The organism is Thalassospira australica (assembly GCF_000763295.1).
Classification (GTDB): Bacteria; Pseudomonadota; Alphaproteobacteria; order Rhodospirillales; family Thalassospiraceae; genus Thalassospira; species Thalassospira australica.
This window is the reverse complement of the sequence record NZ_JRJE01000031.1, coordinates 182,496-208,333: the sequence shown is the minus strand read 5'-3', so window position 1 is coordinate 208,333 and position 25,838 is coordinate 182,496. Positions and strand designations below refer to the sequence as shown.

General features: G+C 52.3%; 23 protein-coding genes, 3 tRNA genes and 1 riboswitch. Of the genes, 8 read left to right on the top strand and 18 right to left on the bottom strand.

Going from position 1 to position 25,838, the window contains the following annotated elements:
- Positions 1–14: 14 nt before the first annotated feature.
- From JF44_RS0114105 to JF44_RS0114065, 9 genes are all read right to left on the bottom strand, one after another.
- On the bottom strand, positions 15–1,292 hold the full coding sequence (locus JF44_RS0114105; RefSeq protein WP_033069616.1) for an EAL domain-containing protein: 1,278 nt from the start codon (positions 1,290–1,292) through the stop codon (positions 15–17).
- 56 nt (positions 1,293–1,348) lie between these two features.
- Entirely contained in the window at positions 1,349–2,206 is an 858-nt protein-coding gene (locus JF44_RS0114100) for an aminotransferase class IV (protein ID WP_033069615.1), read from the bottom strand.
- 13 nt (positions 2,207–2,219) lie between these two features.
- Entirely contained in the window at positions 2,220–2,807 is a 588-nt protein-coding gene (locus tag JF44_RS0114095; RefSeq protein WP_033069614.1) for an anthranilate synthase component II, read from the bottom strand.
- Positions 2,804–4,204: an aminodeoxychorismate synthase component I gene (gene pabB, locus JF44_RS0114090; RefSeq protein ID WP_033069613.1), complete on the bottom strand. Its 1,401-nt coding sequence runs from the start codon at positions 4,202–4,204 to the stop codon at positions 2,804–2,806. The genes JF44_RS0114095 and pabB overlap by 4 nt, the downstream gene beginning before the upstream one ends.
- 210 nt (positions 4,205–4,414) lie before the next feature.
- Entirely contained in the window at positions 4,415–7,081 is a 2,667-nt protein-coding gene (locus tag JF44_RS0114085) for a valine--tRNA ligase (protein WP_033069962.1), read from the bottom strand.
- 90 nt (positions 7,082–7,171) lie between these two features.
- A complete protein-coding gene (locus JF44_RS0114080; protein ID WP_033069612.1) occupies positions 7,172–7,810 on the bottom strand; it encodes a DUF2497 domain-containing protein in 639 nt (212 codons plus the stop codon).
- Between the two features lie 118 nt (positions 7,811–7,928).
- Positions 7,929–9,281, bottom strand: coding sequence for a TolC family outer membrane protein (locus tag JF44_RS0114075; RefSeq protein WP_033069611.1), 1,353 nt, complete (start codon positions 9,279–9,281; stop codon positions 7,929–7,931).
- Between the two features lie 145 nt (positions 9,282–9,426).
- The gene (locus tag JF44_RS0114070) at positions 9,427–9,747 is read right to left on the bottom strand and encodes a rhodanese-like domain-containing protein (protein WP_033069610.1); all 321 of its coding nucleotides are present in this window, start codon (positions 9,745–9,747) and stop codon (positions 9,427–9,429) included.
- 70 nt (positions 9,748–9,817) lie between these two features.
- On the bottom strand, positions 9,818–10,471 hold the full coding sequence (locus tag JF44_RS0114065; protein WP_033069609.1) for a protein-L-isoaspartate O-methyltransferase family protein: 654 nt from the start codon (positions 10,469–10,471) through the stop codon (positions 9,818–9,820).
- 442 nt (positions 10,472–10,913) lie between these two features.
- Here JF44_RS0114065 and JF44_RS0114060 point away from each other — a divergent pair.
- The 5 genes from JF44_RS0114060 (at position 10,914) to JF44_RS0114040 (ending at position 14,704) form a co-directional block, all read left to right on the top strand.
- Positions 10,914–10,987: transfer RNA gene (locus tag JF44_RS0114060), tRNA-Cys, on the top strand.
- Between the two features lie 4 nt (positions 10,988–10,991).
- Positions 10,992–11,067, top strand: a tRNA-Asn gene (locus JF44_RS0114055).
- Positions 11,068–11,335: 268 nt separating this feature from the next.
- Positions 11,336–11,411, top strand: a tRNA-Asn gene (locus tag JF44_RS0114050).
- Between the two features lie 70 nt (positions 11,412–11,481).
- Positions 11,482–11,799 carry a hypothetical protein gene (locus JF44_RS0114045; protein WP_033069608.1) on the top strand — a complete coding sequence of 106 codons (318 nt, stop codon included), beginning with the start codon at positions 11,482–11,484 and terminating at the stop codon, positions 11,797–11,799.
- 214 nt (positions 11,800–12,013) lie between these two features.
- Positions 12,014–14,704 carry a bifunctional acetate--CoA ligase family protein/GNAT family N-acetyltransferase gene (locus tag JF44_RS0114040; RefSeq protein ID WP_033069607.1) on the top strand — a complete coding sequence of 897 codons (2,691 nt, stop codon included), beginning with the start codon at positions 12,014–12,016 and terminating at the stop codon, positions 14,702–14,704.
- Between the two features lie 82 nt (positions 14,705–14,786).
- On the opposite strand, the gene JF44_RS0114035 is transcribed toward JF44_RS0114040, so the two are convergent.
- Both JF44_RS0114035 and JF44_RS0114030 read right to left on the bottom strand, forming a co-directional pair.
- A complete protein-coding gene (locus tag JF44_RS0114035) occupies positions 14,787–15,224 on the bottom strand; it encodes a MerR family transcriptional regulator (protein ID WP_033069606.1) in 438 nt (145 codons plus the stop codon).
- Between the two features lie 120 nt (positions 15,225–15,344).
- Positions 15,345–16,850: a right-handed parallel beta-helix repeat-containing protein gene (locus JF44_RS0114030; protein ID WP_033069605.1), complete on the bottom strand. Its 1,506-nt coding sequence runs from the start codon at positions 16,848–16,850 to the stop codon at positions 15,345–15,347.
- 215 nt (positions 16,851–17,065) lie between these two features.
- Between JF44_RS0114030 and JF44_RS0114025 the strand changes: the two genes are divergently transcribed.
- Entirely contained in the window at positions 17,066–17,851 is a 786-nt protein-coding gene (locus JF44_RS0114025) for a DUF4198 domain-containing protein (protein WP_033069604.1), read from the top strand.
- Positions 17,852–17,927: 76 nt separating this feature from the next.
- Entirely contained in the window at positions 17,928–18,593 is a 666-nt protein-coding gene (locus JF44_RS0114020; RefSeq protein ID WP_156111698.1) for a hypothetical protein, read from the top strand.
- A 34-nt stretch (positions 18,594–18,627) separates the two neighbouring features.
- Here the strand turns inward: JF44_RS0114020 and JF44_RS0114015 are convergent, their stop codons facing one another.
- The 6 genes from JF44_RS0114015 to JF44_RS0113990 are packed head-to-tail and all read right to left on the bottom strand — an operon-like array spanning position 18,628 to position 23,634.
- Positions 18,628–20,043, bottom strand: coding sequence for an MFS transporter (locus tag JF44_RS0114015; protein ID WP_052065915.1), 1,416 nt, complete (start codon positions 20,041–20,043; stop codon positions 18,628–18,630).
- Positions 20,044–20,066: 23 nt separating this feature from the next.
- The gene (locus JF44_RS0114010; RefSeq protein WP_033069602.1) at positions 20,067–20,774 is read right to left on the bottom strand and encodes an energy-coupling factor ABC transporter ATP-binding protein; all 708 of its coding nucleotides are present in this window, start codon (positions 20,772–20,774) and stop codon (positions 20,067–20,069) included.
- The gene (cbiQ, locus tag JF44_RS0114005) at positions 20,758–21,555 is read right to left on the bottom strand and encodes a cobalt ECF transporter T component CbiQ (RefSeq protein ID WP_033069601.1); all 798 of its coding nucleotides are present in this window, start codon (positions 21,553–21,555) and stop codon (positions 20,758–20,760) included. The genes JF44_RS0114010 and cbiQ overlap by 17 nt, the downstream gene beginning before the upstream one ends.
- 3 nt (positions 21,556–21,558) lie before the next feature.
- A complete protein-coding gene (locus tag JF44_RS0114000; protein WP_033069600.1) occupies positions 21,559–22,113 on the bottom strand; it encodes a hypothetical protein in 555 nt (184 codons plus the stop codon).
- 31 nt (positions 22,114–22,144) lie between these two features.
- On the bottom strand, positions 22,145–22,819 hold the full coding sequence (cbiM, locus tag JF44_RS0113995) for a cobalt transporter CbiM (protein WP_033069599.1): 675 nt from the start codon (positions 22,817–22,819) through the stop codon (positions 22,145–22,147).
- Positions 22,820–22,836: 17 nt separating this feature from the next.
- Positions 22,837–23,634, bottom strand: coding sequence for a DUF4198 domain-containing protein (locus JF44_RS0113990; RefSeq protein WP_033069598.1), 798 nt, complete (start codon positions 23,632–23,634; stop codon positions 22,837–22,839).
- Between the two features lie 172 nt (positions 23,635–23,806).
- Positions 23,807–24,003, bottom strand: a riboswitch (cobalamin riboswitch).
- A 151-nt stretch (positions 24,004–24,154) separates the two neighbouring features.
- On the opposite strand from JF44_RS0113990, the gene JF44_RS0113985 reads away from it, so the two are divergent.
- Positions 24,155–24,697: a DUF924 family protein gene (locus tag JF44_RS0113985; RefSeq protein ID WP_033069960.1), complete on the top strand. Its 543-nt coding sequence runs from the start codon at positions 24,155–24,157 to the stop codon at positions 24,695–24,697.
- A gap of 63 nt (positions 24,698–24,760) precedes the next feature.
- Here the strand turns inward: JF44_RS0113985 and JF44_RS0113980 are convergent, their stop codons facing one another.
- Positions 24,761–25,825, bottom strand: a complete 1,065-nt coding sequence (locus tag JF44_RS0113980; RefSeq protein ID WP_033069597.1) for a glycosyl transferase family protein — start codon at positions 25,823–25,825, stop codon at positions 24,761–24,763.
- Positions 25,826–25,838 lie beyond the last annotated feature (13 nt).

The following is a 25,838-nucleotide window of genomic DNA, read 5'->3' as shown; positions in this document are numbered from 1 at the left end:
TGGAAGTTTACGGCTTAAATTTCGGCAAGAAGCTTGCCTGCACGAAAATGGAATTCACACCCATTTTTACGTGCCTCACGCGGTGCCCATTGGCAAACGGCACATCTTCTGTCTGATGAACGGCGCTTTGATTTGCATTCCCGGTGCAGATACGGCCCCATCATCGCGTCAATGTAGCTTCCTTCGAATATGTCGACACCCAGACTACGCCCCATCCGCAATGCCGTGCGACTGTCACACCGTGTCATGATCAGGCTATGGTCTGAAAACACGCTGGCAAATTCGCGTAAACGTTCTGCCACTTCAGAACGTCGTGATCCAATGATATTGGGATCCCAAACGACCTTGATGAAATCAACGTTCAGTTTACGTGGGGACAGGAATTGCAAGGCTGGCAACGTGATGCGGTCAAGGCCCGCCTTGATACCCAATGTATGGAGAAATTCGCACGCATCCTCAAACTCCCACCAATTGGCAATCGCGTTCTCCATCGAAAATTCAATAGCCATATTTTCAATCAGCTTGCCATCCAACTGCTCAACAAATTCACTAAACTTTTCGCTTTGAACTGTTTGGACCTGCATATTCAGATGCAGCTTGTCTGGCAGAAGTGAGGATCCGATTGACGCAGTGACCTCCATGACTTTCTCATCGAGGATACGTGACAAAATCTCGATCTCGCCGGGACCTTCAAGAAGGAAGCTCGCAAGATGGTTCTGGCGCAGGTAATCCAGTGAACAATAGATTTCATGACCGACAATCTCGCGACGGCTGTCGTCAAAACAGACCATGGCCTGGCGTCGGCAAGAATCAAAGATTGCATCGGTGGTGATGGCCCCTCGAAGCATCTCGGACATGTCAAAGCGTTCCCACACCTCACCGGACAGTCCATCGGTCAGTGAGATATCCAGCAAACGACCAAGTTTTTCCTGATCTTCAGGCCATTGAAACCGATGCCAAAGATCGTCCGGGATGTGCCCCAGGCCATTTCGGTCAATCACCTCGCTGAGGATTTCGCGGATATGTTCGACAAAGGTACTGTCATCATTGCTCCACGCACCACCACGGACAAAAGCAACCATGCCATTCTCAAGGCGATGAACTCGGGTGTTGTCCGGAAGGTTGTGAAACGCGTCACGCGTAATCGCCTGATAATCCTCAGCCCCCAGCCGAAGGTTGGCCGGAATGTTCAAAATGCCCAAGGAAGGCTTTTTCCCGTTCGCAGCGTTCTTGCGCAGGCTTTGGACAAATCGGTTTATGGTTAAGGCGGGTTTGGTGGTCTGGGCAGCCATGAGCATTCCTGTATGAAGTCAGCCGCCAACTATGCCAGAAATATCGTTAATTTACACTAAATACCTATACCATTGCATAGCGACAACTCCACCGTTTGAGCAAGTTTATTAAAGAAGGTTTTCGCCGGTACACCCACGACATAACCGTCAATCCGGTCAACCACGCGCAACCCTTGAAGCGCATTGGCGGTAAATACCGCGTCGAATTCTCTCAACTCTTCGGGAGTTTTGGGATCAACGCTGATCTCAAGTTCGGATTCTTCTGCCCATTGCAACACGCTGTCGCGCGCCAAACCGCAGAGTATCCCGGTATCCTCATCAGGTGTCCACAAGGTATCACCTTGAATGCCAAAGATGTTCGCGACACTGGTTTCGGCAACAGTTCCCTCTGCTGACAAGATGATCGCGTCATCTGCACCGATTTTCTGCACTTCCTGTTTAGCTGCAATATTATCAAGATAATTGGTGCTTTTAATCCCGCCAGCGACTGAATGCGGGTTGCGACGAACCTTCTGCGACGTCGCCAGTTTCAAGCCAATATTCGGATCAACAGGATCAAACGGGGCAGCCGTGATCAGGATGGTTGGGTCAGGCGTTTCAGGCGGCAGCAAACCCCGGTCGCCAGTGCCACGAGAAACTGTCAATCGCACAACGGCATCCTTGCGGTGCACCTGCTCAAACAGGGTTGCGACAACGCTTTCGACCTCTTCCGTCTCAGGCAACAGATCAAGCGGGAATTCGATCAGCTCTGCATGATAGTCAAGGCGTTCCATATGTGCATCAAGCCAGGCAATCTTGCCTTCATGGGCACGCATGGTTTCAAAAAAACCGTCGCCAAGAAGAAAACCACGATCCGTTACCGGAATGGATGCTTCGTCAAGATCACAAAACCTGCCATTCATCCAAACCTGCATAATCCCGTCCCTCTTAGGCTGTTTTGGCCTCCTGTGCAGAAGCCAGTTTTAGAAAATTCGCCAACAACGCGTGGCCTTGCTCTGTCAGAACAGCTTCCGGATGGAACTGTACCCCATAAATTGGCAGGTCCCTATGGGCGAATGCCATGACTTCGCCGTCCGGGCCGGTAGCTGTTTCAACCAAGCTGCCATCATTTGGCAAATCAACGATTAACGAGTGATAGCGCGTTACTTGCAAAGGATTGCTTAAACCGGCGAACACCCCTTTTTCGTTATGTCGGATCCGGGATGTCATGCCATGAACTGGCCTTGCCGCGCGTTTGACTGTCCCGCCAAACGCCTGCGCGATTGATTGATGACCAAGGCACACTCCAAGCATCGGGAATTCTGATTTCAATGCATCAATTGCCGCAAGACTGATACCCGCGTCATCGGGGCCGCATGGGCCTGGCGAAAACACAATTGCTTCAGGTGCAAGGTCGCGAATCTCATCAACAGAAATCCGGTCGTTACGAACAACCTTCACATCGCGGCCAAGTTCCTTAAGGTAACGCGCCAGGTTGAAGACAAACGAGTCATAGTTATCGATGAGCAGGATCATGCCAATTCCTCGACATCTATCCCGAAAAGCTCAAACATCTTGGCCGCCTTGACCAATGTTTCGTCATATTCCATGGCTGGATCGCTATCTGCGACAATACCGCCCCCCACATTAAAGGCCATTTTCCCCGCATTCACGCACAAGGTTCGGATCGCGATGTTTGTATCCATCGTCCCATCAAACCCGATATAGCCGATGGCACCGCAATATGCGCCGCGCGTGGTATTCTCCAGTTCGGTTATGATTTCCATGGCACGAATTTTGGGTGCACCTGTGATTGATCCGCCCGGGAAACACGCCCGCAAGGCATCAATCGGGGTTTTGCCGTCCATAAGTTCACCCGTCACAGTCGACACCAGGTGATGAACGTTGGCATAGCTTTCAAGCGCACAGATCGCGGGCGTCTGCACAGTGTGAGCTTTACTCACTTTTGAGATGTCATTTCGCAAAAGATCAACAATCATAATGTTTTCTGAGCGATCTTTTGCAGATAACATTAATTCTTGAGCCAGTTCGGCATCGCTTAATGGTGTCTCGCCGCGTGGTCTTGTACCTTTGATCGGTTTTGTCTCAATGTGAGAATTACTCACTTTCAGGAACCGTTCAGGCGAATTTGATAACACCGCGACGTTGCCAAAGTTCAGGAATGCCCCGAATGGTGCCGGGCTGATATCGCGCAAACGCCGATACAACCCAAAGCGTTCGGGTATTGAATCGTTTCGATATTCCGCCCGAAATCGCTGAGACAAATTGGCCTGAAAAATATCCCCGGCATAGATGTAGTCGATGACTTTCTGCACAGACTCTTCATAGCCCGCCCGATCAAAATTTGATTTCCATCCAGCCACCTCAGGCCGATGCGGCGCATTCGGAAAATCTGTAAGTGGACGCGCAAGGCGCAGGTATTTTTTAACCAGAGCAAGGCGATCTTGCGCACGCTGTTTACGTGCAGGTCCGGTTTTCTCAGGCAATCCCGTCGATACCAACCACATGCGTCGTTCTTGCTGATCAAAGGCAATCACCAGATCATAGATCCCCACAGCCATATCAGGCATCGACAACCAGTCGTTGTCTGCACGTGGTAATTCTTCGGTTTGATGCGCCAGCTCATAACCAAAATATCCCACTGCCCCGCCCTGAAATGGTGGCAGATCACTATGGGTTTCCTGCACATAACGCGCCATTAGATCGGCCAGAACAGCAAACGGATTTCCCGGCACGGCAAACCCGTCGAGTTCAACCTGACCATTTTTTGCTGTCAGCTTATGAAAAGGTGACACGACGATATAGGAAAACCGATCCCGATCACCGGAATCAAGAAAATGGCTGTCAGCAAATGACGCAAATGCACCATAGGCATCAACAGGTTCAATATAGGGGCATTCTTCGATCAACATTGGGCAGGCGCATTCTTGCGAGAAATTCGGGTCAGAGCCACCAAACAGGTTCGCTTTGCTTGCCCCGCATCAGCGGGCGTCGCCAATCTAAGCGATTCTGTTGTAATCTGGCGAAGGTTTTTATCGCTTATTTCTTATCCATCCTGCGAAAAAGAAAAGGCCAACCGAAAACGGTTGGCCTTTGGTTCGTGGCTTTATGAAAAGCGCAAATTACATCGCAGCGATGCGTTCGAACGCTTCATTAAGCTTTGAAAGCGTATCACGCGCTTCTTCAAGCTTTGCCTTCTCGGCGGTGACAATGTGTTCAGGTGCGCGGCTAACGAACTTTTCGTTCGAAAGCTTGCCTTCCTGTGCCTTGATATATTTGGTCTTGTCCTGAATTTCCTTTTCAAGACGCGCCTTTTCCGCCGCAACATCAATGAAGTCTGCAACAGAAACAAAGACCGTTACACCATCTACCACAGTCTGGATTGCACCTTTGGCGATCGCCTCAATGTCGGCCTGTTCCTTGAAGGCAACATCAGCGACACGAGCCAGACGTTTGACCTGTGCTTCCTGTGCGGAAACGGCCGCTTTCATTGCATCCGTAGCATCAACCAGATAGATCGGGACTTCAGCGCCCGGCGGCACATTCATTTCTGAACGCACACCACGGATATTGCCAATCAAACGAATAGCCAGATCAACCTCGGCCTCGGCGGCACGATCAATCAACGCTTCGTCAAATTTCGGGTAACCTTCTGAAATCAGCATTTTGGCGCGGCTGTCAGAAGTCTTTTCCCATAGTTCCTCGGTGATAAACGGCATCACCGGATGCAGGATCAGAAGAATCTGGTCGAGAACCCAAGCGGTTACAGCACGGATTTCAGCCTTTTCTTCTTCATCGTCCCCCATCAGAACCGGTTTGGCCAATTCCAGATACCAGTCGCAGAACGCCCCCCAAACGAATTGATAGGCGCTGCTTGCTGCCTCGTTAAAGCGATAGGATTCGATGCCATCGCCGACCGACTTGGCTGCTTCGACCGTCTTGCCAACGATCCAGCGGCCAAGCGTCGATTTAACATTCGCCGGATCAAAGCCATCGACAGGCTTGCATTCATTCATTTCTGCAAAGCGCGCCGCATTCCAAAGCTTGGTCGCAAAGTTGCGATAACCTTCGACGCGTGAGGCGGCAAGCTTGATATCGCGTCCCTGTGCCGCAAGTGCCGTCAGGGTGAAACGCAGTGCGTCACAGCCATACTCGTCAATGATTTCGAGCGGATCGATTACATTGCCTTTGGATTTCGACATTTTCTGGCCGTTTTCGTCACGCACCAGCGCATGGATATAGACATCCCTGAACGGTACTTTTCCGTCCATGAAATACATGCTCATCATAATCATCCGGGCAACCCAGAAGAAGATGATGTCAAAACCGGTGACCAGAACATCACCCGGATAATACTTATCAAGCTCCGGCGTTTTATCTGGCCAGCCAAGGGTGGAATACGGCCAAAGGCCCGACGAGAACCAGGTATCCAGAACATCGGTTTCCTGGGTTAGTTCAACATCCTTGCCGTAATGGGCCTTGGCTGCAGCTTTGGCTTCTTCTTCGGTTTCTTCGACAAAGAATTCACCGTCCGGGCCAAACCATGCCGGAATACGATGCCCCCACCAAAGTTGGCGAGAAATACACCACGGCTGGATGTTACGCATCCATTCAAAATAGGTGTTCTCCCAGTTTTTCGGCACAAACCGGATGCGACCATCTTCGACCGCCTCGGTAGCAGGTTTGGCAAGAACTTCTGCGTTCACGAACCACTGATCGGTCAGGTACGGTTCGATGACAACGTTCGATCGGTCGCCATAAGGCACCATATGAACGGTATCTTCGATCTTCTCGAGCAGACCCAGCTCGTCCATCTTGGCGACGATCTGCTTGCGGGCCTCAAAGCGGTCCAGACCACGATATTCCTCGGGTGCATTTTCATTAATGCATGCGTGGTCATCGATGATGTTGATTTTCTCAAGGCCTGCACGTTTGCCAACTTCAAAGTCATTGAAGTCATGTGCCGGTGTGATCTTGACGGCACCCGATCCTTTTTCCGGATCGGCATATTCATCCGCAACAATTTTAATGCGGCGTCCGACAATCGGCAGGATGCAATATTTGCCAACCAGGTCCTTATAGCGTTCATCATCGGGATGAACCGCAACACCTGTATCCCCCAGCATGGTTTCCGGACGTGTCGTTGCCACCGTGATGAATTCGCCATCACGGCCTTCGATCGGGTATTTGAAGTGCCAGTAATGGCCTTTAACTTCTTTTTGAACGACTTCAAGATCGGAAATCGCAGTCAGAAGTTTCGGATCCCAGTTTACCAGACGTTTGTCGCGATAAATCAGTCCATCCTTGTGCAACTTGACGAACACTTTGCGCACAGCAGCAGACAGACCGTCGTCCATGGTGAAACGTTCACGCGGCCAATCCGGCGACGCGCCAAGACGACGCAGTTGGTTGGTGATCGTACCGCCGGACTTTTCTTTCCATTCCCAAACCTTTTCGACGAACTTTTCGCGTCCAAGGTCATGGCGGGTCACATTCTGTTCGCCAAGCTGGCGTTCAACGACCATTTGGGTCGCGATGCCGGCATGGTCCGTACCGGGTTGCCACAGGGTGTCTTTACCCTGCATACGGTTATAGCGGACAAGGATGTCCTGAAGGGTAAAGGTCAGCGCATGCCCCATATGGAGGCTGCCGGTCACGTTGGGCGGCGGCATCATAATGACATAGGGGTCAGCACTTGATGCCGGATCAGCGGCAAATGTCCCTGACTTTTCCCATTTATCGTAAAGTCTGCCTTCAACATCGGCCGGGTTGTAGGTCTTCTCCAACATGGTCTTTTGATCCGCTGCGGGTTTCATCATTCATACAAAGAAAAAGCGGCGCACCGTTGGCGCGCCGCTCAAATGTCAATTTCGGCTCGCCTACAGGTCTTCGGCGCGGTCTACAATCCGCTCGATTTCCTTTTTCACAAGGCGTTCGATCATATAGGGAAGGTTTTCGTCAAGCCATTCCTTAAGCAACGGGCGCAGCATATCGCGCACCAAATCCTCAAGAGTGGCATGACCGGCATTCACACCAAGTGCAACTGCGCGTTTCTTTGCAACGGCTTGCGCCAATTCCGAGATGGTGCCCGTCGCTGTCGATTCCGTCATATTCGAAATCAGCGGCTCGTCATCTTCATCGTCGTCATATAGCGCAGGCATCGCCGGTTCTGGTTCCGGCTCGTCAAATTCTTCTTCAAGCGGTGCCGGATCTTCTTCGAGCGGGGTCTCGTCGAAGTCGAGCATATCGTCGAGATCAAGTTCTTCCGCTTCTTCCGGCTCGTCAAGTTCGAGCTCTTCTGGTTCTTCGTCGAATTCCAGTTCTTCCGGTTCTTCGTCGAGAACAAGTTCGTCGATTTCTTCTTCGGGTTCGGGTTCCGGCTCAGGTGCCGGTTCGGGCTCCGGCTCGGGTTCTGGCTCTGGTTCCGGCGTCGGTTCGGGTTCAGGAGCAGCTTCCTGTTTTTCTTCATCCCCCTCATCAGCAAGAATCTTGCGGATGGACTGGAGGATATCCTCCATGGAAGGTTCTTGTTGCCCGTCACTCATAATTAAACTTCCGCACTAGTGTCATCTAACCAGACCGATCCGAACCAAAGTCAAAGGCAGGGGTTTGCACCCTGCCCTGACGGTCAGCAAATCAATCCGTTCCCCACCACTGGTCCTTGACTTTGTTATAATTGGACTCAGTATCATAAACTTCGACTGGCAGACCAAGAACCTGCGCACTCAACGCACCCATGGCTGCCTTAACCTGGAATTCTGCAACGGCGGCATCACGACGCGACCCGACAAGATCCACACGTGCCTGCAGCAGTTCCTGTTCCTGATCAAGCACGTCAAGAACCGTACGCGACCCGACAGATGCTTCACGCTGCACACCATCAAGGGCAACCTCAGCTGAGGAAACCTGTGCTTGCTGCGATTCGATGCTTGCGCGCGCGGTTACAAGAGTTTCCCAAGCACTGGTCGCGTTTTCAATCACAGCACGACGGGCTTCATCAATTTGAATGCGGGCCTGTCCGGCGGTCTGTTTTGCAGAACGCACACCAGAGAACACCGCACCTTGCTGATAAAGCGGGATCGAAACAGATGCGATAATGTCGGCACTATCGGCGGTGAAATCCTCGGTCGAGGCTTCATGCGCCCGTTCAACACCGGCAGACAGATTTACTTCCGGATACAAGGAACCTTCGCTCAGACGGATGTCTGATTGCGCAGCTTCCTCAGTATAAACAGCCTGCAAAACGTCGGGATGTTGTCCCTGAGCAATCGACAAGACATCGGAAATGCTGGTTGGCAAACCGGCAAGCGGGTTTGGAATTTCAAGATCGCTGGGAGGATTACCAACAAGACGCTCGTACTGAGCACGCGTGTTGGCCAAGGCACCTTGTGCGGAAATCAGGTCTGCTTTTGAACCAGCAAGACGGGCTTCTGCCTGAGATACGTCCGTACGGGTGACTTCACCAACGGCAAAACGATCCCGGGTCGCTTCAAGCTGACGTTCAAGCACACGGACGTTGTTCTGATTAAGCTCCACAACCGCAGTATCTCGCAACACATTAAAATATGCGGTTGCGACCTGAAGCATGACATCTTGCTCTGTCGAACGCAGCGACGCACGTGCTGCCTTGATTCGCGCTTCGGCACGCTCCGTTTCTGCGGTGGTCCGACCACCACGATAAAGCGGCTGGGTCAAATCCAGACCAACTGTGTATGGCGTCAGGCTGCTGTCAGTCGTCGTTCCACTGACTTCACTTTCATAGTCACGAACGCCCGCACTTCCCGAGAGGCTGACACTTGGTCGCCAGTTGGACAGTGCAGTAGAAATTTCTTCATCTGTCGAGCGCAGCGATGCGCGCCCGGCTTCGAGTGTCGGGTTGCTCTGATATGCCTTGATGAGAGCGTCCTCAAGACTTTCTGCAGATGCTTCACCAGCGATGATACCGCCAGTGGCCAGAATACTGCAGGTCAGCAAGAACCGTTTTATCATTTATCTACCCTTGTAAAATCCTACACCAAGTCCCGACCCCGGCGCAGTTTCACGTATGGTAACGACGTAAAGAAAATTTTCCAAGAAAAGAGGCAGTTGGAATGAAAAAAAGTCTCTTGCCCCGTCTCCCCCGTCATTTACACCATCAATCGTAGCGGTTCATATCAGGCTGTATTTCTACCGCCCATACATCTATACCGCCGCGAACATTAAAAACCTCTTTAAATCCACGTTCCTCAAGGAACATGCCAGCATGGCGACTGCGCACACCATGATGGCATATGATCGCAAGCGGCATGTCGGGCGACAGTTCATCAACCCTGCCCGGCAATTCCGAAAGCGGAATATGCCAGGAGCCCGAGATCATGCAAATCTCAACTTCCCAATCTTCACGCACGTCAAGCAAAGCTAGCGCCTGCGGGCCCTCAAGGCGTTTTTGCAGTTCGTTGCAATTGATATCCTGCACTCTTAAACCTCGCCTGTTTGACGTGGCAAAAATTCCGATACCAACGGCAAATCAACCGCGCTGTCGCAGATCAAAAGACAAAGCTTTCGGCCGGCTCAAACCCCGGAAGATAAGGAATATTCGCATCAAACAGGTCACGGTGCCCAACAACGCCGTTTTCACGTTCATAAAGACGTGCGACACCAACTTTCCCGGGTTCACGCACAACCGCAAGCAAGCGACCGCCTTCGGACACCTGATCAAGAATTGCGCTCGGAACCTCGGCAACGGCACCATCGAAAACGATGACGTTATAAGGCGCCTGTTTGGCATATCCTGCTGCCAGGTCACCTTCGACGACGATGACGTTGTCATAGTTCTGTTGCTGGAAGGTGGCTTCTGCAGCAGCAGCCATATCCTTATCGCTTTCAACCGACACAACGGTTTCTGCAACCCGTGACATCAATGCACTTGAGTAGCCATAGCCCGCACCGATCACCAGTGCGATATCGGTTTCAGCGATTTCGGCACATTGCATAAGACGCGCAATGACCATCGGCTCCATCGCAAAACGACCGCCGCCAACTGCTATATCTTCATCGGTATAGGCAACACCACGCATGCCTTCTGGCAGGAACAGTTCACGCGGAACCCCCTCCATCGCAGCAATGACCAGCGGATCGGTAACCTTGTTGGTCCGAACCTGATTTTCAACCATGTTATGGCGCGCGACTTGGTAATCCATGATTATCTGACCTGAAAATTCTCGCGAGAAACAGACCGCAACCGGCTTTATTGTCCCCAAAACCGATTTCGGTATTTGCCTGTTTATAGTCAGCACATAAGCAACTGACAACATCGGATCAATGTATGGGCCTGATTTTAACGTGCTGAGCGCATTAAAAGTTTGATCGACGTGCCCCTCTTTACATTGCTGGTTCTGATATTGCCGAAGACTGCAAGGGAAGGACTTCAGCGAAAGTATTTCCGAACTCCCAAAAATCCTGTTCGGATCAAAACAGCTTAACAACGGACTCTTTTGCGTTATCGGATATAACATTCCACACATGCAGCAGCCGTTTTCGTAAGGCTTTTCGTTATAAAAACTCCGTCGTTCGAAAAATGTAAAATTGGGTGCTTGACGGGTTATGTTTGTTGAGGCTATACACCGCTCCAGCCAACGCGAAGGCGCGATGGCGGAGTGGTTACGCAGAGGACTGCAAATCCTTGCACGCCGGTTCGATTCCGGCTCGCGCCTCCACTGATCCGGCATAGCTCAGTTGGTAGAGCAAATGACTGTTAATCATTGGGTCGCAGGTTCGAGTCCTGCTGCCGGAGCCATAAACCCCTGGAACGCTGTTCCGGGGGTTTTTGCTTTTACGGCCCCTGTCCTGCGCCAGCCGAAGCAATTAGCAAATACCGATGATTTTTCCGTCAATTCAACCCCGTCGGGAGTTGCCTTCGCCCGGAGGCTACCCCTGCGGCAATCTGTGTTCGCGACTTTGAAAAAAGAGACATTTTTGGTCAAAATTTCGCAAAAAGGTCTTGCGGCACTCAGGCTGTTTGATTATACACCTGCCACGCGCATCGAAAGACGCGCCACGCCTGATCCGGCATAGCTCAGTTGGTAGAGCAAATGACTGTTAATCATTGGGTCGCAGGTTCGAGTCCTGCTGCCGGAGCCAATTAAAAAGGGGCCGAACGTAATGTTCGGTCCCTTTTGCTTTTGCGTCTCAAAAAATAGATGATAAAGCCATGAAAACAGTCAAAATAGATCTGCGTGAAGTCAACCTTGCAACGCTTTCCGGGTCAACCCGGGGATGGCTCATCATCGGTGAAGATGGCGCCATTCACGGAATGGTTCATCCGATTGATGGCGAGCTGTTTACAATCTCGTCAACGACCGACCCCCGCATTCAGGCCTTTGGCTGGTGCCCGATGTTTGACAGCCTTGCTCATGTTCAGGGCGATCTTGAAATTGCACTTGGAATGTCATCACAGGCAGAAGTCGAAGCATGGCTTGAAGAATCCGAGCGTTTTGACGATGGCAATGATCACGGACACTTACATTAACCCCCACCCTGGCCACCCTGTATTGGTGCGTCGACCCTGCCCTACAACGCCATGCCATAAAAAGTTCGTTCCCGCAGTGCTTTATTGATTCACAGCAAATCAATATACTGTTTCCGGTCATAGACTACCGCATCGCATCATCGACGATGTGTTGTCGGAACATTGCACGCTCCCGACACCCGGAATGACCCACAGCACAAGGCGAAACCTGGCGATGAGCACCATCAATCTCGATCATCTGTTCAAACCTAAATCGGTCGCTGTTATCGGTGCCTCCAACCGCCCGCACTCGGTCGGTAGTGTCCTGATGAAAAACCTGCTTGCCGGTGGTTTTGACGGACCGATTATGCCGGTTAACCCGCGCAGTCAGTCGATTGGCGGGGTTTTGGCCTATCCTGATGTCGAAAGCCTGCCTGTTGTTCCTGAACTCGCCGTGATCTGCGTCCCGCCCAAGGGGGTTGTCGCGGTAATGGAAAGCCTTGCCGAAAAAGGCTGCCTTGCGGCAATCGTTCTCACGGCAGGCCTGGGCTCCGAACAACATGATGAGAAACGCACAATCAAGCAGGCAATGCTTGACATCGCCGCGACGAAAAAAGTTCGCCTTCTTGGGCCGAATTGCCTTGGCCTGATGGTGCCGGGCATTGGCTTGAACGCCAGTTTCAGCCACCAAAGTATTGGCAGCGGCAAGATTGCCTTCGTTTCACAGTCCGGCGCCCTTTGCACCGCTGTTCTTGATTGGGCCGTCGCACGTGGCATCGGGTTTTCGCACTTTGTATCACTTGGCGAATGCGATGATGTCGATTTTGGCGATGTTATCGACTACCTCGGCTCTGATCCCGAAACGCGTGCGATCATGCTTTATATTGAATCTATCCATGAACGCAGAAGCTTTATTTCCGCCGCACGTGCCGCGTCACGCAACAAACCGATACTATGCATTAAATCGGGCCGTTTTGCCGAAGGTGCAGCAGCCGCAGCATCGCATACTGGTGCGCTTGCCGGGGCAGATGACGTCTTTGACGCCGCGATCAAACGTGCAGGCGTTTTGCGCGTCTATACCGTCAGCGAGATGTTCTCGGCAGCTGAGACGTTATCGCGGATGCGCCCCTTCCGCGGCGACAAGCTTGGAATCGTAACCAATGGTGGCGGGATCGGGGTTTTGGCGGTTGATGCCCTGATCGAACGCAAGGGACACCTCGCACAGCTTGAAGACACAACCATCACAGCACTGGATTCTGTCTTGCCGCCAACCTGGTCGCATGCCAACCCGGTCGACATTATCGGTGACGCGCCCGGTGAACGCTACGCCAAGACGATTGATGCCGTCCTTAAGGACAAAAACATCGACAGTCTCCTGGTGATGCACGCACCAACGGCGATTACCGATCCGGTCGAAGTCGCGCAAGGCGTGATCGATACCATCAAGGGCAGCAAGAAAAACATCCTGACCAACTGGGTTGGTGAAGCAACGGTGGCTGAAGCACGCAATATGTTCTATGCGGCAGGTATTCCCACCTATCGCACGCCGGAAAACGCCGTTGCAGCCTTTCAGCACATGGTGAATTTCCGCAAGCTGCAAGAACTTTTGATGGAAACCCCACCATCTGTTCCCCACGATTTCACACCCGATACAGACAAGGCACGTAGCATCATTCATGCCGCAATTCATGCCGGACGTGACATGCTGACCGAACCGGAAGCGAAATCCGTTCTCGAGTGTTTTGGCATCAATACGGTCAAAACCTTTGCCGCCCCCAATACCGAGGACGCGGTCACCAAAGCCGAGGAGATCGGACGTCCTGTGGCGTTAAAAATTCTGTCAGACGATATCAGCCACAAATCCGATGTCGGCGGCGTTGTCCTGAACCTTGAAAACGGTGTGGAGGTTCGGGCTGCTGCGGAAAAAATGCAGCGCATCATCAGCCAAAAGTTTCCGGATGCCCGCTTGCGGGGCTTTACCGTGCAGGAAATGGTCAAAAGAGCTGGTGCCAAAGAATTGATTGTTGGCATGACCACCGATCCGATCTTTGGGCCCGTTATTCTGTTTGGTCATGGCGGCGTTGAGGTCGAAGTCGTCCGTGATCGTGCGATGGCCTTGCCGCCCCTGAACATGAAGCTGGCGCGCGAACTGGTGGAAGGAACGCGCATTCACAAACTTCTGCAGGGCTATCGCGATGTGCCTGCAGTCAATCTTGAAGAGCTGTATATGACGCTTGTGCGTCTGTCGCAGTTGGTTGTGCAGTTGGGCGAAGTTGTCGAACTTGATATGAACCCGCTCCTGGCCGACCGTGAAGGCGTGATTGCGCTTGATGCCCGCATCAAGGTGACCCCAAAAGTCGCAAGCGACGAGAACCGCTTGGCCATTCATCCCTACCCGCGCCATCTGAAGCAGAACGTTACAATGGATGATGGCACAGTTTATCTGTTGCGTCCGATCAAGCCTGAAGACGAACCCGCACACTATGAGTTCATGTCACGCCTAACCCCGGAAGACATCCACTTCAGGTTCTTTGGTTCTGTACGCGAACTGCCTCATTCCGAGATGGCCCGTCAGACCCAACTTGATTACGACCGCGACATGGCATTTTTGGCAATTGTTCCTGACGGGGACGGCGAAGGTGAAATTCACGGCATTGTTCAGGTCGTGATTGACCCAAACAATGAAACCGCCGAATACGCCATTATGGTGCGCTCAGACATCAAGGGCCGCGGCCTTGGCCGTATCCTGATGGAACAAATGATCGAATTTTGCCGCCGCAAGGGCACTGAAACCTTTATTGGTCAGGTTCTGCCAAACAACCGCAGAATGCTTACGCTATGCGAGAACCTTGGTTTTAGCCGCAAGTTCATCGCCGAAGAGGAAGTATTTGAGGTCACCCTGCCCTTGCAGCGCCCCTCCGAATAACACAGACCACCAAAAAACGAACAAAAGCCCGGCACTTTGCTGGCCGGGCTTTTGATTGTTCTGGCAGTTAATCGCACATGCTTCAGGCAGTTTCGGCCATCAGCTTGGCCTTGATCTCTGCAACTGCCTTTTCCGGATCTATGCCCTTTTCACGCAAGCTATCAACCGCCTCATTTTCAATAACGCGAAGTTCCTGCAGCGTGGTTTGGACGTCTTCCAGTTGCTGTTCAAGTTCCTCAATCCGGCGACGCCCGACCAGCATCAAATGGGCAAGCTGCTCCGTGCGGCTACGATCTGCATCGTAAAGATCAATATATTCCTTAATGTCTTCGAGCGAAAATCCAAGACGCTTGCCACGTAGAACAAGCATCAGTCGGGCCCGGTCACGATAGTTATAAACACGGGTTGCCCCGGCGCGCTGAGGTGCGAGCAATTTTTTCGTTTCGTAAAAACGGATTGCACGCGGGGTAATGTCAAACTCTTCAGCCAGCTCGGTAATACTATAAAGCTTGTCGTTCATGATTTTTCTTGTTTGTTAAAAGCAATACGGCACCATCGCAACAATCTGACAAGCCAGTCAACATAATTACGCATACGTAATCAGAAAACACCGGGTGTGGTGCATTACGATGACGTCGCCTTAACCCTCGCCCTTCGCCTTGGGTATAGGCAATGATCGGATATAGGCAAGATCGACCGGAACATACTCAGGACCGGAAAACAGTTTTGTATCGGTCATTGCGCCGGGCCAGAAACCACCATCGCATAACCACGTATCGCCATCGGGCATCGGTATTTCAAACGGTGCCTCATAGCCGTCTTGATATTCTGCCCGAAGATCAAAGCATCCACCCAGTCCATCTTCGAACAAGGCATGATCGGCGGGGCGTGGGTCACTTAAAACCCCATCGTAAGGATCAAACACCGCCGGATATGTCGGGTGGTTTGCCAAATCACCGGAAAAGCTGACCGGCAACGGACCAACGCCTGAAAATGTCAGTTTGTCGGCCGGGCCAAAGAAGGTCTGATCCAATGGCATCAAATCAACAGGAAGCTTTGTCGGGTCCGCATGTTCAATGGCGTTTCGGGCATTAATCAAACCGCGGGTCGTTCCCTTTTTGATGTATTTCTGGCGCAGAAAGAAGCTGTTATGGAAACATGCCGAAACGTAATCGGGTTGCGCAACCGACCCGCCCTTGCCCAGCTTGAACACAGCGCCCCCATTGTTTTCGTCGCCCTCAGGTCCGGGCCGGCTGTCAAACCAGCAAATATTGCCGAAATAGTACCAGAACCCGCCGCGAACACCGTCCTGTGAAAACAGTTTGTGGCAATTGTAAAACCGGTTGCGACCAATCCACCAGCCAACAGCCGTGGCTTCCGGTTCGATCGGGTTATCGCGAATATATCTGAACTGATTATCAAAAATCCGAACATCGCGGTTGAATCTCCCGACAGGGGCATCAAGGTTCTCGTTCGAAACATCCATCCGAATGCCGTTGTAACAGTCACAGATATCGTTTCGGCTGATCTCAACGTCACCGGCAATATCATCGGCACCAAAGAAAGCCCCGTTCAGATAACGGTATGCGACCTCGATCACATTGCCGTTCGCATCCTTGCCGTCGTGAATTTCATCCCAGCGGATTTGCCGCCAGATGTCCGGGTCCTGCACCCAGCGACAATTCGTGATCGAAATCGCCTTGGTGTGCGGTCCATTGGCATAAAACGCATATGTACCATCGCAGATATCAAGACTGCGAAAGGCAAGGTTGTGACTGTTTTCGATATAGACCGTACTTGGCCAGGCCTCTTTTACGGTGAAAAGCTCCAAACGGATATGGGCGACCTCGATAAACTGAAAAACCGCATACCCTTCCCGACCGGGATTGCTGGCCGATACCGACCGGTCCGGGCACCTGCCGGCATTGATCACCGCACCGGGCTCGCCGCGGACAATGATTGGTTGTTTCGCCGTCCCGCTATGGGGAAAACGCAAGGGTTCGTTAAAGCAATAATCACCGGCAATCATCCGGATCAACTGCCCAGGCTGACTTTGCGCAATCGCCTGATCAAGGGTTATGGTCGGACGTAATTTCGCATCAATCCAATGGGTACATCCGTCATCTGATACATAAACAACCTGCATATCCCACCCCCATAAAAAAAGATTGCAAAACCATAATACAAAACAACCTTTGCTGAAATTAGTTGTTTTTCTCCTGAGATGCCAATGCGTTTGATGGGTGGGTAGATTTTGAAGTTCATACCTTTTGATTTTTTGTATGAATTGTTTTAAATCATAATGATGTCGCCGATCTTTCCGGCGGTTATTTAAACAATCACCCACCAAAGGACCATTTCATGTCCCTCGCTTCCGGCCTGTTTTCCAAGCTGTCCCTGTCATTGGTCATCGCATCTGCAAGCACTGGTGTGGCGCATGCGCACTTCCAGAAGATGATACCGTCAACCAATGTGGTTGATCAGGAAACCGGTCGCACGGTCACATTCGATCTGACCTTCACCCACCCGATGACCAACGGCCCCGCAATGGAAATGCAAAAGCCGCTGCAATTCGGGATGCAACTCAAGGGCAACAAGACCGATATGCGCGACAGCCTGACAGCAAAGAACGTGGATGGCATGACCGCCTTTGATGCTGAGGCCCAGATAAAAGCCCCGGGGGGATATGCCTTTTATCTTGAACCGGTTCCATATTACGAACCGGCCGAAGGCAAGTTCATTGTTCAGTATACAAAAACGATCATTGATGCCTATGACGCGGGCGAAGACTGGGACCAGATGGTCGGTTTTCCGGTCGAGATCGAACCACTGACCCGCCCCTATGGCATTTGGACCGGCAATGTCTTTTCCGGCATGGTTCGCCACAATGGCGAACCCGTCCCCTTTGCCGAGGTCGAAGTCGAATATGCCAATGATGGCAGTATCGATCTGCCCAACGCGACTTTCGCAACCCAGGTGATCAAGACCGATGCCAACGGCGTATTTCACTATGCCATGCCCAAAGATGGCTGGTGGGTGTTCGCCGCCCTGATCGAAGATGGTACCATGGCTGCCCCCGACAGCGACCAGCAGGTCCCGGTCGAACGTGGTGGCGTCCTTTGGGTCAAAACGGACGCAATGGATTGATTTTCTTCGGGCAGGTGACCTTCACCGTCACCTGCCAGTTTTCGTGAAACATCCCAACGTTTACATGGGTTTGAATATGACACTCCTTCGCCGCCTGTTCTTGTTGATCCTGTTTGCATTAGCTGTGCCGTTTGGCACTGCACAGGCACATAACCTGAATGTGTTTGCCATAAGCACCGGCGACACCATCGAAGGATATGTTTATTTTACCGGCGGCACACGCGCACAACAGGCCCAGATTGAACTGCGCGACGCGGCAAAGAACGTTCTGTTCACCACAACAACCGATCATGAAGGCAGTTTCGCCTTACAGGTCAGCCATCGCAGTGAGTACACGATTTTGACCAATACCGGTGACGGCCATGTCGCCACTTTTGATCTGTATGCCGATGAATTTGCGCAACATCTGCCTGTTGCCTCGGAAAAGGTCAATGTGATCGTGCGCAATATCCGCGCGTCTCTAACTGCTGACTCAGCGGACAAACGCGGTGATCCCGGGAACAAACCCGAATATGAGCAATCCTCACATTCTGCAGCATCCGGTCTGAGCGCCCTGTCCCATGATGAACTTGGCCTTCTGATCAATCAGGCAGTTGCCCGCCAGATCGGCCCGCTCCGCGCAGAGGTCAATGCCTATCGTAATGATGTGCGCCTGTCTGATATTCTGGGCGGCATTGGGGTGATTATCGGTATTTTCGGGGTATCGGCCTGGGGGATGGCACGTTACCAAACCCGAAAGTGAGGTTTCCTCATTTTCGGTGAAGTTCCGGCAAGGCCTAGACCCGATCGCCGCTTTCCATCGGCCATCTTGTATGATGGCTGTCGATTACAAAGCGATGTTTGTGCGTGACCGGCGGGTGATAGTGTCGATGGCGGTGCTTTTCGCCATCGGCGGCGGCATCATGAACATGGACGTGATGCGGATCGTTATGATCGTGCGGATGTTCATGCCAGAAACCGGGATGACTGTGGCGGATTTCCAGCCGGTCTTCCTTTGGCCACAGAAGGATCGCGGCAATGGTTGCGGAAAAGGCCAAGCCGCCAGAGGCCAGAAACGCGACAGACAGATCAGTCAAACTTCCAAGCCATCCAATGATGCCATAGGCAAACAGCCACCCGCCATGTGAAAGCGCGAAATTGGCAGCAAAGAACGCTGACCGATCCCCGTCAGCAGCGGACCGCTGGACCAACCGACCACCGGGTGTTTGCGCAAATGTAGTCCCGGCCCCGGCAATCCCCCACAAAACAGCAAACGCGATAACGTACGCACCACCGGCAATCATCAAAGCGCCACCAAGCAGCATTGCAATTGCCGCACCGACAATGCCTGAAAGCATCAAGCCACGTTCCCCCAGCCGCTCGATCAAACTGGGGATCAAAAAGGCCGCCATCATGGATCCGCCGCCGGCACAGGCAAGAAAACCAGTGGTAAGGATTTCGCTCCCGCCAAGGGCACCACGGGTTAGCACCACCGTATTGACGATGATCATCGCGCCGATTGATGAAACAGCAAAGTAAACCGCCAAGAGGCCGCGCAAACGCGGTGTTTTCAAATAGGCCGTAATCCCGAAAATCGTATTGGCGTAAATGCCGCCGGTCCGATCCGTTGCCGCGGCTTGTGGAATGTGGGTTGTCATGATCAACAATGCGGAGATCGCAAATGTCAGGCTATTGGCCATGAACAGGCTGTCAAAGGACCAGATCACCAAAAGTGCGGCGGCCAATGCCGGACTTGCCAGATTTTCAAGATCATAGGCCAGCCGGGCATAAGACAGCCCTTTGGTGTATGCCTTTTCATCGGGAAGGATTTCCGGAATGATGGCCTGAAACACCGGGGTAAAGGCGGCAGAAGCCGCATTGACCACAAACACCAGGACAAAAATCTGCCAGACCTGATCAACAAAGGGCAGACATAGCACAATCACCGCGCGCAGAATATCAAGCCCGACCAGCCAGTAGCGACGTGGCAACACGTGCGCCATCCCGCCCGCAATCGGGGCGATGACAAGATACGCCACCATCTTTAGAACCAAGATGGAACCAAGTACGCGCCCCGCATCATCCCCGGCAAGATCATAGGCCAACAGCGACAGCGCTACCGTCGTCAACCCCGTTCCGATCAGGGATGTAATCTGGGCGGCGAACAGATGACGAAAGGCCGGTTGGGAAAACGGGGATATACGTGACGTCATGGCAATCCTTTATTAGGGCGTCTTCAGGATGCGTTTTCTGCCTGTTGGGCGCGTTGACCGGCCGTGCATTTCTTTTCCGGCAGATTAAGCGAATTGCCGGTTCGCACATCGATAATCCGGGTGGCAAGTTTACGCCGGAAATGCGGATCATGCGATACAAGGATCATCGCTTGGGGCAGATCCAGCAGGATTTCTTCAAGCCGGCGCATGTTTTCTTCATCAAGCGCGTTGGTTGGTTCATCAAGGAGCAATACATCAGGCTTCATCGCCAACACCGCCGCCACCGATACCAGCCGCTTTTCCCCGCCGGAAAGCTCGTGGGTGATCCGTTCACGCAAGTGTTTAAGATGCAATTGGTCAAGGACTTCGTCGACGATCGCAAGGGCTTCGTCGCGGCTGGCACCAAGGTTTAGCGGACCAAAGGCGATATCCTCGATCACGGTGGGGCAAAAAAGCTGATCATCGGGGTCCTGAACGATAAAACCGACGCGGCAGCGCAAATCGTGGAATTCCCCATCGGTGACACGCGGGGTGCCAAAGGCGCGAATTTCGCCCCCGTGCGGTTTGATCAGCCCGACAAGGATACGCAACAGCGTGCTTTTACCTGCCCCGTTTGGTCCGGTAAGAAACAGACGCTCGCCCGCATCAAGGGTGAGGCTCACACGATCCAGAACGTTCTGGCCGGCACGGTAGCCAAAGGAAATATCGTTCAGTTCAATAAGCGAAGACATACATTCGATCCAAAAGCACCAAGGCGGAAATCATGACAAGGAACAAAACGGCAAATATGCCATCGCGCCGCCGAAACGCCATATCGTCAATCATCGGGAAATGACCACTAAACCCCCGACATTTCATGGCTTCAAGCACGCGTTCAGCCCGTTCGAGTGACCGCACCACCAACATGCCAAACAGATACCCGAAAGACCGGTATGTGTGGGCATTGTTACGGGCCTTGAACCCGCGCAATTTCATCGCCATCCGCAGACGGTGATATTCGTCATGCAAGACCGAGATATAGCGCACCGTGAACATCATCAGATGCACAAGCACCGGCGGGCATTTCAAACGATACAGCGTGTGGCCCAATGCGACCGGCGTCATGCCCGAGAGCAGGCTTAGCATCATCAAGACAACCGCATTGGCCCGAATTCCAACCAGGATGGCATGCATCAGGCCTTCTTTGCTGGCCTCGGCCCCAAGGACGGAGAACATCGGCGTTCCGGGCGTAGTGAAAGGCAACATCACCAACATGACAATGATGAAACCATCCATTGCTGCCATGCGTTTCAAGGTCACCCGCAAGGGCAAGTCGGTCAGGCCCATGGTGATGGCAGCAAGAGCCAGCGCGCCCAGCGCAAATTCGATCTGTTGCAGGGCAACAACGACAATCGCAAAAAGGCAGGCCGCGACCACCCGCACCCTCGGATCAAACATTCCAACGAATGAGGGTGTTTTCCCGCCATCCGCCTGAACGTTCAAGGGTTGGTCATGTCCGAAAAGGTGGCTCATGCTTTATGCTTTTGCCCTTAGTCGTCGCGCTGCGATGTAATAAATGATCCCGAAGGCACCGAATATATAGCCAATCCCTCCGAGAATCGATTGAAGATCGTTCTTTTCCTTATAAGCCGTGATTTCGCGGCGCAAGGGGCGCAACTCATCGCGCACGATGGTGGCGATAATCTGTTCCTGTTCCGGGGTAATTGCAGGCGTATCTGACCGTGAACCCACATCCACAGCAACAGGTTGTGACAAGGCTGCTCGCGTGTTCGCCTCCATCAACCCCGAAAGATCGGCAATATCAAATGTCGCTTCTGCGATATGCCCTGCGCCAAGGTCGGCTCTGAAACGCAAATCAACGTTTTTCTGCGGGGTATAGACGAAGAAACCATCAGCATCGGTTTTGATTTCGTCTATTTTCTCGCCCTGCAAATCAAAGACTTCAACGATGGTATCGGCTGCCATATCACCGTTGGAAAATCCGATTTCCCCTTCAATTTCCGATCCACTCGGAAAGACCGACGCGATCACCTTATGTGCATGCGCCGGTGAAAACATTGTAACGATCATTATAAATGTCGCGGCAAACAAGGTGACGCACCTACCCATTTTGCACCTCACGCGCCTGTTTGGTGCGCTGGGCAGCTACCTGCATACGAAGTGCCGTTTCTTCATGATCAGATTGCAGTAAAGCGGGCTTGACCTTGGAAATCAGGTACACGGCCGCAGCAGACACGAAGCCTTCAATCGCCATGATCGGAATATGGGCGAAGAAAACAAGCTTGGCCGCAGGGACAAAACCCTCGCCACTTAAGCCAAGCGAAATGGCGACAAATATCGTGGTCAGTGCAATGGACAACGCACCGGCAAATCCGCCCCAAATCGCGGCACCAACTGGATTACTGCGCGCGATGACAGCGCGGAACATCAGACCAGCCACCACAGCGGGAAACGCGATATTGACCGTATTTACACCCAGTACGGTAAGCCCGCCGAACCCAAAAAAGACTGCCTGGAGCAAAAGACCGACAAAAAGCGCAGGAAACGCGGTCCAGCCAAGAACAATCCCGGCAAGACCGCTCATGATCAGATGCACACTCGATGGGCCGACTGGCACATGAATAAGCGACGCAACAAAGAATGTTGCCGACAGCACCCCGGTCGCAGGAATTTTGTCGATTGGCAGTTTGCGCAAGCCAAGGGCAAGCCCCGACACGGCAAGAATGCCGCCACCAATCAAAACTTCAGGTGCCAACGCACCATCAACGATATGCATCTAATCTGTCCCCTCGCCTATTTCACATCATAGGCGCGAACCCACAGGACTGCATCCTGTGAAAGCTCTTTACCCTGAAATTCTTTTTCAGGACCACTGCCGAGTGCTGCAAAGCCCCAAAAACCGGACTTGGGAATTCCAAAGGTGAAGTACCCGTTTTCGTCAGAAATTGCCACGATTGCGCCACCAGGCATCGGTGATGCGGTTGGCGCCTTTGGCGAATTGGTCGCCATGTCCGGCTCTGCCGCCATATATTCGATTTCGACTTCAACGCCTGGAACCGGTTTGCCTTCGCTAAGAACCCGCCCGGTGAACGTCGAACCGGCCACGACATTGGTCGGGCGGTTAAGTGGCAGAATTTCCGTTGCCAGCCCTTGCGGCTCCGTCCAATCGGTTGGGATTTCATTACGGTTCACATAGGATTTTGTGAGCTGCTGAATATAGATGTCTTCGCTTTCTTCATAGTACGGCTCTGGCACCACAACCATGACGTAATCACCGCTGCGTTTAAGCAGGAGGGAACCATCATAGGCCACTGCAGAGTTCGCAGTCCCCGCGAAGGAAAACTCAGAAAGCGTTGATTTCAAATCAATATTCTCACCACGATGCATCACATAAAATTCGCGCGGTGTGCCCATATCCATTACATGGCCGTTCTCGAACGGATGCCAGAATATAAGCTTCACGGGAATTTCGCCCGCCTTGGTGATGTTTACATCAGGGGTATACACCAATTGAAAATGCGCCTGTGCCGGCATGGACGCGGCAACAAGGCAGGAACTTGCAAACGCAAGTTTACGGAGGGTCTTCAACATATAATCGTCTCTTTCGCAAACAATGCACGCAGGAAAAAAGCCCAACGCACAGGGTTAGGATAAAGAACGATAGGATGGCTGGAAGCAAGATTGCGGCATCATCAAGAGACCGTATGTACCCCTGCAACCTGACGCTCACCCCGGCGTCCAACAGTTTCAATACCAAGCAAAACGCACTTGGCAGTCAAAGGCAGGTCTCCTGGCTCGCGGTTTTAAAAGCACTACGCCTTCCCGGTTTTCACCAGTGGCATATGTAGTGCCCGGACCGCTTACAGTTGCGGGGGCAGCCGTGGCTTGATCGTACTTGACGCACCACGTTCCCTTTTAAGCCGATTCATTTAAATCGACACCCAAGACGACTTCATATTCCATGCGCCACCATTCCCTGTCAACTATTTGACCGGATGGCTGACGATTATCTTTTCGGGCGATTGCTTGACCTGCGCACAAAGCACAGCAAAGATGATCGGCAAGTTTACCGACAGGCAACAACACATCATTTCAGATGGGCGGAAACATTATGACACCAGAAACCGTACTTGTGTTTTGGTTTAAGGAACTCGAGCAAAAACAGTGGTTTATCAAAGATACCACCCTTGACCGGCACATTACCGAACGTTTTTCTGATTTCCATGCAGCAGCATCTGCGGGTGAACTTTATATGTGGCGTAAAACTGCCCACGGGCGCTTGGCCGAGATCATTGTTCTCGATCAGTTTTCCCGCAACATGTATCGCGATATGCCGCAGTCATTTGCAAGTGACACTATGGCCCTTGTACTTGCACAGGAAGCGGTGTCATTGGGTATGGACAAAAAACTGGTCACCCCCCAGGAACAAGCGTTTCTTTATATGCCCTACATGCATTCCGAGTCAGAGATCATCCACGAAATTGCCGTTGATCTGTTTGCTCAGCCCGGGCTTGATCATAACTACGAATTCGAACTCAAACACAAAAAGATCATAGACCGGTTTGGTCGCTACCCTCACCGCAATGATATTGTGGGTCGCCAATCCACACCCGACGAAATCGCGTTTCTCAAAGAACCCGGATCGTCATTTTAAACATAAAAAAAGGGACGAATTTGCGTCCCTTTTTAAATACATGATCACGATCAAATTGATGGCCTAACCGACATCACGGTCGCGATTTTCCCACCAACCTTCAACCAGACTTTCTGCCTCGTCGATATAATCGGCTTTGCCTGCAAGGAAGGCTGCCATGGCAGCGCTGCCCTTGATCTTGGCTTCGCCAAGCGCGTCTTCGGCCTCCCCGCGCCAAACGGCAAGGAAATGCTTAAGTGTCACTGGACTTTGGTCTTCAAGGTCCTTTTCGCCTTTGGACAACAGAGCCGGCCAACGAACATCATTAAGTTCCCCGTCATCAAGCATGCGTAAGTCCACATGTTTGAACGGGGTTCTTTCCGCTTCGCCGCCACCGCCCTTGATGACGCCAATACGCGGCAGTTCAAGCAATTTGCCGGTTTCTCGATGGACATCAAGAAACGCCGGATGAAATACACCCAAAAAGGCTGCCCGCGCCTGTAGCGGATTAAGCAAGCGCAGCAACGTATTAACCGGACTGCGCAATCCCAAAAGCGGACGCAAACCGATCAGTTCCTGAAGTTTGGGGTGCATATGCCGCAGCGGCAGATAGGCAAATCCCTTTGCCGCGATGTCGGATCTGGCTTCTTCTGCAGACATGGCGATTGGCAACTTTAGCGCCTTGATCGCTGTTTCAGTGCCAACACCGTTCACAAGATGGGAATTATAGCCATGCATCAAGACCGGCACGTCGTTCTGAGACAACAAAAGTGCAGACAGCACAAACCACGGCAACCCGCGTGTTCGACCTGCGGCATAGGATGGCCAGTCAAGCATCGGCCGCCCATCTGTTTCTGCCTCCGAATCCTCTTCAGGTTCAAGACGCGCTGCCTTGCGAACAGCCTCTATCATGCCAGCCAGTTCTTCCGGGGTTTCGGCCCGATAGCGCAACATCAGGAGGAAAGCCCCAAGTTGGATTGGCTCCACCTCATCGCGCAAGATCATGGAGAAGGCATCAAAAGCTTCTTCACGCGTCAAACTGCGCGAACGGCCCGGTCCACGAAAGAACGTGCGCAAATACCCCGAAAACGGATGCGCTTCGGGTAGGATATTCTCTTCCTCGAGCTGTTCAAGATGCTCGTCGGTCATAGAGTTCACCGAA